General features: G+C 48.0%; 8 protein-coding genes. 1 reads left to right on the top strand and 7 read right to left on the bottom strand.

Annotation, left to right across the window (positions count from 1 at the left end; genetic code table 11):
- Window positions 1-439: 439 nt before the first annotated feature.
- From WBA89_RS20495 to WBA89_RS20485, 3 genes are all read right to left on the bottom strand, one after another.
- On the bottom strand, window positions 440-1582 hold the full coding sequence (locus WBA89_RS20495) for a sensor histidine kinase (RefSeq protein WP_424409034.1): 1143 nt from the start codon (window positions 1580-1582) through the stop codon (window positions 440-442).
- 150 nt (window positions 1583-1732) lie between these two features.
- The gene (locus tag WBA89_RS20490; RefSeq protein ID WP_424409032.1) at window positions 1733-4417 is read right to left on the bottom strand and encodes a GAF domain-containing protein; all 2685 of its coding nucleotides are present in this window, start codon (window positions 4415-4417) and stop codon (window positions 1733-1735) included.
- Between the two features lie 451 nt (window positions 4418-4868).
- The gene (locus WBA89_RS20485) at window positions 4869-5021 is read right to left on the bottom strand and encodes a hypothetical protein (protein WP_424409030.1); all 153 of its coding nucleotides are present in this window, start codon (window positions 5019-5021) and stop codon (window positions 4869-4871) included.
- A gap of 67 nt (window positions 5022-5088) precedes the next feature.
- Here WBA89_RS20485 and WBA89_RS20480 point away from each other — a divergent pair, with 67 nt between their 5' ends.
- Window positions 5089-5286, top strand: coding sequence for a hypothetical protein (locus WBA89_RS20480; RefSeq protein WP_424409029.1), 198 nt, complete (start codon window positions 5089-5091; stop codon window positions 5284-5286).
- On the opposite strand, the gene WBA89_RS20475 is transcribed toward WBA89_RS20480, so the two are convergent.
- The 4 genes from WBA89_RS20475 to WBA89_RS20460 form a co-directional block, all read right to left on the bottom strand.
- Entirely contained in the window at window positions 5244-6377 is a 1134-nt protein-coding gene (locus tag WBA89_RS20475; RefSeq protein ID WP_424409027.1) for a glycosyltransferase, read from the bottom strand. The genes WBA89_RS20480 and WBA89_RS20475 overlap by 43 nt on opposite strands.
- A 398-nt stretch (window positions 6378-6775) precedes the next feature.
- Window positions 6776-7417 (bottom strand): DUF4291 domain-containing protein, encoded by a 642-nt coding sequence (locus WBA89_RS20470; RefSeq protein ID WP_424409025.1) that lies wholly within the window; start codon window positions 7415-7417, stop codon window positions 6776-6778.
- Window positions 7418-7612: 195 nt separating this feature from the next.
- Window positions 7613-8764, bottom strand: coding sequence for an NAD-dependent epimerase/dehydratase family protein (locus tag WBA89_RS20465; protein WP_424409023.1), 1152 nt, complete (start codon window positions 8762-8764; stop codon window positions 7613-7615).
- 111 nt (window positions 8765-8875) lie between these two features.
- Window positions 8876-9466 carry a chromophore lyase CpcT/CpeT gene (locus WBA89_RS20460; RefSeq protein WP_424409036.1) on the bottom strand — a complete coding sequence of 197 codons (591 nt, stop codon included), beginning with the start codon at window positions 9464-9466 and terminating at the stop codon, window positions 8876-8878.
- Window positions 9467-9469 lie beyond the last annotated feature (3 nt).

Here is a 9469-nt window from a genome sequence, read left to right as displayed (position 1 = left end):
AATATTATTCCAATTCCCGGTACTTGACTCATTTGAGTTACTTTAATTCCTTGTATATTCAGGAGTTCTGTTAGAACTTTAGTACCCTTTTTTGTAATCATGACTGTAATTCGCTCTCAAAAACTCTTGTGGCTCTTTGATAATTAACAATTAAACTAGCCCTGCAGGTCAAGCTTGACATGGACTTGATTTACTTTTCTATATATTTGTTCAAATATTTTCACTGATTTAGCTATTGATTTAGCATAGTAAGTAAGGAAGAACCGTTATTTGTTGTTTGTTATTTGTTGTTTGTTATTTGTTATGTCATGTCCGGTCAATTACCCGCAGTCAAGGTTTGTAGTGAGGAATGCAAGTCCTCACTACAAACCAATTTTATTGTTGTCGAGCGGCCTTCTTGAATCCGATCGCCCGCAGTACAATACTCAACTAGACCGCTTTAACAAGGCAAGCGAATAGTAAACAAACTGCCTTCGCCCAACTCTGATTTTACCTCGATCGTGCCGCGGTGGGCTTCGACTATTTGGCGGCAGAGGTGCAGTCCCAAACCCGTGCCGGATTTTTTGTGAGTTCCCGATCCAAACCTTTCAAATAACTTGGTTTGTTGTGCGGGCGAAATGCCAGGGCCGGTATCTTGGATTTGAATAATTACCCAAGCCAGCGGTTGGTTTTTAAAGCTCTTATAAGCAGGTGAATTGGCCGCTTTTAAGCTGACATCGATTGAGCCGCTGTCGGTGAATTTGATTGCATTTCCGATTAAGTTTGTCAGCAAGCGGTGCAGCTCCAGACGATCGCCCGGATACTTCGCAATCGGTGCACTTTCTGCACTTTCTGTCAAGTCTAAATTTACGGACAAACCTTTAGCATCGGCTAGGGGAGCGAGTTCTTCGGCTACTTCGCTAATCAACTGGTGCAAGTCCACGGGAGCGAAACTTAGGGATTTGCCGCCTGCTTCGTAGCGGTAGACTTCCAGCAGCATATTTACCAGGGCGATCAGGTTTTTGTTGCTGCGAACCATTGTCCCGAAAGCATCGCCCATCTGAGGGGAGATTTCTCCCAAAGCTCCCTGCTGCATTAAAGTTAGCATTCGATCGGCAGCTACGAGGGGCGTCCGCAAGTCGTGGGCGAGTCTGGAGACAAAATCTTCGCGCTGGAGGGCGATCGAATTGCGCTCGTCTACGCTGTGTTTTAGTCGCAGGAGCGATCGCACCCTCGCCAGCAGTTCGTCCATTTCCACCGGTTTGCGAATGAAATCGTCTGCTCCCATATCCAATCCTTGGACTACGCTCGCGCTGTCGTGAGCCGTGATCAGCAAAATCGGGATAAACGGCAATTCCTTGTTTTGTCTAATTCGTTTAGTGACTTCGTAACCGTCCATTCCCGGCATCATTACATCTAGCAGTACCAAATCCGGGGCTGCTTTGTCAATCTGGCTCAAGGCAGAAAAGCCGTTTTCGGCCGTGCTAATTTCGTAACCTTCTTCTTCTAGGATTGTTTGCACCAACAAAACATTATCTGGTGCGTCGTCTACCACCAGAATGCGATCGGCTTTTGTGGCATTCGGAACAGATAAATAGTTCATTTAATACTTGGCCTGGAAATATATACTAACTTTAGTTTGGTATCCGATTTATGTTTTCACATTTTTTCATTTACGAACTCTGTCATAAGGAAGATATCAAAAATCATTCCAATCTTTTTATATTTCGACGCTAGGATATGATATAATTAACTACTTTGTTGTCATAGTATGCACGCCGTCCCAATCGTCGGGCGGGGGTACTTCCAAATAGCTGAGGGAGCGCTGCAGGTGAACTTCCACAGGTCGATCGCTCGGTCGCATTGCTAAAGCCGCCTCAAAATAACTAATAGCTTTCGGAAAATTTCTAGCAATATAAGCATCCCGACCGTTACTGTAAAGTTCCAAAAACCTTTCAGTTTCGCCGTCAATCGGCTCGGTACTATTTTGCAGCAACTCGTAAATTCCCACAGGCTGATTTTTGCCCTTAACCCGCACCTTATCCAACTCTCGCACCCAAATTCCTTCGCGGCACAAATTGTAGGTAAATTCGCTCAAAATAATATCGCAGCCGTACTCTTTTGTAAGCTGTTCCAAGCGCGAACTCAAATTTACTGCATCGCCGATTACCGTGTAATCCATCCGTTTTTCCGAACCAATATTGCCGGAAACGACTTCTCCCGAACTAATCCCTATTCCGAAACGAAACGGAACTTCCGCGGGGCGAGAATCATTAAACTCTTTCAAACGCCTCCGCATATCTAAAGCCGACTGAACCGCCATCCAACCGTGACTTTCGGGAGGATTCAGCGGCAGCGGCGCGCCGAACACTGCCATTAAAGCATCGCCGATAAATTTGTCTAAAGTACCTTCGTAATGGAAAACGGCCTCCACCATCGTCTCAAAATACTGGTTTAGCAGGGATACCACCTCCGATGCTCCCAGATTTTCGGTCAGGGTGGTGTAGCCGCGAATGTCGGAAAATAAAATAGTCACTTCTTTGCGTTCGCCCACCATCAGGGCTCCTTCGCCCAGGGCCATCACTTTATCTACGACTCCAGGAGTCAGATAGCGGTACATCGTATTTTTCATCCGCTTTTCGCGGCTGATGTCTTCGAGTACCACTAAACCGCCGCGCACGCCGCCTTCTGGATTGATCAGCGGGTTGACTGTCAAATTCAAACTGCGTTCGATTAGTTTAATTTGAGATTTCTTGATGGGTAGGGGACAATAAGGGTGATTCCGGGCAGAATTCGGCAGCGAAAATAGAGATTGGGAATTAGCTAATTCTGCTAGAGCTACTTCTTGGGTCCAGGCACTGTTTTCGCCCCAAGCGTAATATAAATTCGGGTCTGTGCGATCGGGTACGGCCAAAATGTAACTTTCTTCTGCTATTTCTTCTACTGTTTCTTCTGCTGTTTTTTCTGGGGATGCTGCAGAAAAAAAGGTTTTTTCCACCAACAGTCCCAAAGTTAAAGTTTGTTCGGGAACGTAATGTCGGGCAGCATTGTTGAGACTATCTTCGAGTCGAAATTGCAAATTGTCGATCGGCACAACTTCCCAAACATAGCGGTCGATCAGTTTTTCTTCCCAAATCTGGGGATTGTGTTTGCTTTTACCTTGATTTGGGGGACAGCCCAACAGTTCCAGCGCTGCTTCGTTAATTGTGACAATTCGGCCCTGCAAATCGGTAGAAATCACTGCATCTGACAGACTTTGCAGCATATCTTTTTGATACTGCTTTTCCACCATCACGTTTTGAAACAGTTGGGAATTTTGCAGCGCCATTCCGGCTTGGGAATTAAACGCTCGCAAAAACTCCTCATCGGAAGGGGTGAAAGTGCCTTGATTCTTATTAATTAGCTGAGTTACGCCGATCAGCTCGCCTTTAGCGTTGTACACCGGCATACACAAGACAGTCCGAGTGCGGTATCCGGTTTGCTGGTCTGTAGAGGGGTCAAAGCGGGGATCGTCGTAAGCATCTGTAATATTTAGGGGTTGACCGGTCGAAGCCACGTAGCCGGCAATTCCTTTGTTGGCAGGAATGCGAATTTCTACCATCGTTTTGCCGTCGGCTTTGGCGACTTTTGTCCAGAGTTCGTTGGTTTCCCGATTTAATAAAAATAGCGTGCTGCGATCGGCCTGCATCAAGTCGCGAGCTTGATCCATGACAGAGCGCAAAGTTGTTTCCAAGTCAAGACTTTGACCTAAAGTTGTGGTGGCTCTCAACAGCGCGGCCACCCCTCGCTGGTTGCGGGCGACGACGTAGAAAGACTGACAGCTTTCGAGAATAATCCCGATCGAATCTGCAAAAGCCTGAAACTGCACTTCGTCTTCTTCGTCAAAGGGGACATTGCCAGCTTTATTCAGCAGTCTGACTACAGCTACGGGTTCGTTTTGGCTCTTGCTGCTAAAAATCGGCATACAGAGGATGGTCTCGATCCGGTAGTCCGGCGGTTCGTCTACTTCGGAATTAAAATGCTCGTGCGATCGACCTGCCACGGAATTTACCGATTTTCCGGTACTTGCTACGTAGCCTAAAATGCCTGCATCCATCGGCAAGCGAACTTCTACATCTTCGCCCGTGAGCGGATCGGCTGTTTTGTGCCAAAGTTGATTTTTGTTGGCGTCCACTAAAAAAATTGTTGTCCGGTCTGCTTGCAGAATTTGACCAATTTTGACAGTGAAGGCATCTAACAGTTGCTCTAAGAGAGTTTCGAGCGCTTCATTGTTAATCAGGTCCATCGCCCGGATAAATTGCTGAAATTCTGCCGTGATAAAGTCCAGCAGGCACACTAATTCAGGAACTGGCAGGCTCTTAACCCGGGAGGTCAACGCCCCCATAAAATTGACTTGAGTCAGTGTAGCCAGAACGCTACCAGCATTGGAGAATGTCATGATTAACTGCTTGCTCAGAGGGGTAGACAGACCTGCTGGTCGAGGGTGCTAGATTCTGGGGCGGTGCAAACTATTTAAGTTGTTTGCTCCAAAAGCCTGCACTCGCTTGTAGCTTTGAGGGATCGCGAGTTGATTTTTTGGCCGCAACTTCAGTTTGCTTTTTACATATGCTCGATCGATCGTTTTTTTTACAACATCGATACCGATCCTGGTTCGTGAATTAAAGCTGAACTTGAGTTCGGAACACTGCCAGCCAGAAAATTAACTTGCCGGCTGGTGCGATCGATTGCGGGCAATGTAGATTTGACGCTATGTCAGGAGGCTGCTACGCAATCTGACTGTTTTAGCGCCCTCGGCGATCGCATCCGGTCTGGTGAATGGCGGTATTTTGTCAGGGGCGAAACATTCCCAAGCTACTCATAGTTTAATGGTAAACGCAACAGCAGGATAGCTACACAATTAAAGCCGCCAAAAATTTCGATCGGTCTTGGAGAAAGCGGGTTTTCGCTAGCAACGGACGATCGGGCGATCTGGCGATCTGGCGATCGGTCGGGCTGTCGGTAGCAAAAAGCACAACAGCTTCTAATATCGTTTCCGGTTGCATCGGAATGATTTAACCGCAGAGAACACAGAGTACACAGAGTCCGAGAATATATATCTGAATCATTCCGATGAAGAGAGGATTTGATATAACAGAGGACTCCGATCGCCTCCGGTGGATTGACCGCTCTAAAATTGGTTCGCGCGTGCGGACTTGCACACGCACGCGCGAACCGGCTCGATCGAGAAACCAGGTTTTTAGCATCACCAGCATTGACTGCAAAATTCACGCAGCAGACGGCATCGACTGGGCAAATACCACCGATTGATAGTAGCGCTGCAGTTGTGCCGTAGCAGCGCCCCAACCCCAGCGTTCAGCTTCAGAGCGAGCGTTTTGGCGCAGGGTTTCCCGTTCTTCGGGATTGGCAAACAAGCGCTGAGTAGCAGCCAGAGCTCCTGCTTCATCAGCCGGGTCAAATAAATAGCCGTTAACCCCGTCGGTAACGATATCGGGAATTCCGCCGCTGCGCGCCGCCACTACGGGCGTGCCCGCAGCCATTGCTTCCAGGAGCACCAAGCCCAGGGTTTCGGGGCGGGAGGGACAAATGAAGGCATCGGCAGATGCGTAAGCAGAAGCTAGTTCTTGCCCCTTCAGGTAGCCGACAAAATTAGTAGGAGTGCCAGCAAAATATTGTTCGAGGGTTTGTCGGTGCGGCCCGTCTCCCACTAGGGCGAGGCGGGCATCGGGAATCGCGGCGAGGACTGGCTTGATCGACTCGATTTCTTTTTCGGCACCGAGACGGCCGACGTAGAGTAGTAAGGGGCTGTCTGGGTTATTTTCAGACAAGCGCGATCGCATTTCTGGACTTGCCAATTCGGGGACAAACATTTCGGTATCAACGCCCCGCTGCCACAAATCCACCCGATCGATCCCGTGATTTCTCAACTCTTCCACCATTGCTGTAGAAGTGCACAGATTTAATTCAGCTTGATTGTGAGCACCTTTAAGCAATTCCCACAGCAAAGGTTCGAGCATTCCAAAACCGTAGTGGTGCAAATATTTAGGTAAATGAGTGTGGTAAGAAGCCAAAATCGGAATATTAAACTTTTTGCCGTAATATATGCCGCCCAACCCCAAAATTGCCGGATTGACAACATGAATAATATCCGGTTTAAACTGCTCTAATTCGCGGCCGACAGCCGGAGAAGGAAGTGCCATTTTCAACTCCGGGTACATCGGCAAAGGCAAACCCTCAACACCGTAAACCCGAGCGCCTTTGTATTCTGTAATCCCGTAATCCGGGGAAAATATCAAAACTTGTTCGCCCGCTCGCTGCAAATGATCTACAGTGTGAATCAAGCGCGTGACAATGCCGTCTATTTTCGGCCAAAATGTTTCAGTGAACAGAGCAATTTTCATAAAACGAAGGAAGAAGGAAGAAGGAAGAAGTCATTAGTCATTAGTCATTAGTCATTAGTCATTTTACCCGAAGAGCGAAGTCGAAGGGTAGTCATCAGTCCAACGTCATCAGTGCTGCCGCCTCCGAGTTTTCCGTACAACGTCATCAGGAAGAAGGAAGAAAGCTGTAGTTATATATTCTCATAAAGATCGGGTATGCCAAATTCTGCTACTATTCAGTAGGGAGAACACACATAATAGCGAGCGTCTTTACCGGAGATAAACCTCGGAAAGCTTAGAGAAACTATCGATTACCAATTGCCAATTGCCAATTGCCAATTGCCAATTACCAATTCCCGATCGCCCATTACCAGACATACCTCATTTTTTTGAGAAAGGCTATATTCTTTATATATTGTTTAGGAAATCGATATTCCCAGTCTTTGGCAAACGTCGGGGTCGGTAACAGGATACACTCTCTCGCAAGGAGTAAGTAATTGCGCGCGATCGGCTTTTGTATTGTAGTGATGCTGTTGCTGCACGAATTCGGAAATATCCTCAATATTCACAATCCAATCTCGCGAGTAATTAGCTAAAACACTGCCGCGCAAACCCAGTTGAATTGCCCGCCGTTCTAGTTTTGCACCGCTTGGGTGACGGTCCGGGTCCCATTGCAGCCGTACATCCGAACTTTTAACAGCTTGCTGCCATTCTCTTTCGCTTCCGTACACTGCTGGAACGAATTTAGAACCAACGGCAGATGCTAAAATTTCATCAAAGGCGGAACGTTTTAGCCGAACCGCCAGAATCACTTCTTGTCCCGGTTTTGTTCCCCATCCCGATCGATACATCATCCAGAGAAAATTGGGCTTGATCCAACTCATGCGGTGCAGACTGAATTCACCGCCAAAATAACCGTGTTCCGCAGCAAAAAGACCGATCGCCGGACAGTAAGCTTGGTACACTACAACAGTATTATCATCAAATTGCGCCAGAATGTGACGACCTGTTTTCGGCAATTTACTCGCTTGATTTAAATAGGATTCTGTTAGCAGCTTCATCACCAGTAATTGCGAGATATAATTTTTAAATTAACCGCAGAGGACACAGAGGACACAGAGCAACAGAGCCAAAGATAGAGGGAAATCCATTCACAACTTGTAAAGCCTTCTCTTCCCTTCTTTTCTCTTCCTTAGCGCCCTTTGCGCCTTCGCGGTTCGTTAAAAAAACTCTCTCCCGCAACTAGAAACCCAAAATTACCTGTGCCAAGAAACCTTCGGCAAAATCTGGTTTTTATCGACGCGGTGCTGATATTTTGTAGCAAAATTCAGCAGAGAATCGAGCAGCGAATCTGAGAGATAGTGCGGCTGCAAGCCTAGTTCTAGCAAGCTGGTGTTTTTGGCATTGAAATAATGTTCTTCTTTCTCGACTCTGGGATTTGCGATGTTGTTGATTTCTACTTTTAATCCCATTGCCGTGCCTGCTTTTTGCACCAACAAGGCTAAGTCGCCGACGCTGAATTGTTCAGTGAATTGGTTGAAAACGCGGAATTCTCCGGCGGCGGCGGGGTTGGCGATTGCTAATTCCACGCAGCGCACTGTATCCCGAATGTCTAGGAAGGTGCGGGTTTGTCCGCCGGTGCCGTAAACTGTCAGGGGATGACCGATCGCAGCTTGGATGCAAAATCTGTTCAATGCCGTACCGAATACTCCGTCGTAGTCCAAACGGTTGATCAGCAGTTCGTCCATGCCGGTTTCTTCTGTGAGCACGCCGTAGACTACGCCCTGATTTAAGTCGGTGGCTCTTAAACCCCAGATTTTGCAAGCAAAATGGATGTTGTGGGAGTCGTGGACTTTTGACAGGTGGTAGAAACTGCCCGGTTGTTTGGGATAGGGTAGTGTATCTTTGCGGCCGTTGTGTTCGATCGTAATGTAGCCTTCTTCGATGTCAATATTCGGGGTGCCGTATTCGCCCATTGTCCCCAGTTTCACTAGGTGACAGTCGGGGAAGTCTTCGCGGATTGCGTACAGCAGGTTGAGTGTCCCGACGACGTTATTGACTTGGGTGAGGACTGCGTGTTCGCGATCGATCATCGAGAAAGGTGCCGAACGCTGTTCGCCAAAATGGACGATCGCCTCTGGTGCAAATTTTCTCATGCTTTTGCTGAGAAAATCGTAGTTGGTGATGTCACCGACGAACAAGTCGATCGACTTACCCGTTAAATCTTGCCATCGCTGCAGTCGTTGCTGAATCGGCGCGATCGGAGTGAGGGTGTCGCTGCACAGTTCCAGATCCCAGTGCCGCCGCACGAAGCTGTCGAGGATGCCAACTTCGTGACCTTTTTGAGACAGGTAGAGTGCGGTTGCCCAACCGCAATAGCCATCGCCACCAATAACCAGGACTTTCATAAATCAACGGTGAATCTTGCTTGCCAATACTGGGTTAATGTACCAGGTAATGGTGCATTGTGAACCTTTAATCTGCAAGCGATCGACCAAAAGAGACTTTGTTTTGCAGCATTAAACTTGAATTTCGTCGGCGAAGCTGGCGCGGCGAGTAAATTCAAAGGGGCCCGCCAGGGCTCCCCAGACGTGGGCGTCGGTTTCTGGGTCGCGCCCGCGATCGTGACTGATAAACTTGTCTTGGTCGATCTCGAATTCGCTGTCTAGATAGGTGTTTTTGCCGTTTCTGACCACAGCGCAGCCTTTTCCGGGTTCGACGCACCCTTTGAAGCTGCTGCCCGTCCAGTGCGTGATAAAGGTGCAGCCGGGGAGCAGTTTCAGTTGTGCTGTTGTGATTTCTTGCAGCCGTTGGGGTTCGCGGGATGCGCCGTAGAATTGTGCTTCGTTTTCGATCGCATAATTTTCGATGTCGATGCGATCGTCCGCCGGGACTAATTTTAACACTCGCACTCGGTACGGAGAGTTGATTTCGATGTCGTAGGCTTGTTCTAGATAAAGACTTACTCCGTCCAATACCTCCACGGGTAACGGTCTCATGCAGACGCGGATGTGCGCGAAAAAAGGCGGATTTTCAAAAGCTTGGGCTTGATTGCTGAAGTCGGCCGCCATCCAGCGGGCGAGGGTGACTATATCGGTGGAATGAGACATATC

It is taken from the genome of Microcoleus sp., assembly GCF_049646505.1.
GTDB lineage: Bacteria > Cyanobacteriota > Cyanobacteriia > Cyanobacteriales > Microcoleaceae > Microcoleus.
This window is presented reverse-complemented; position numbering and strand designations above follow the sequence as displayed.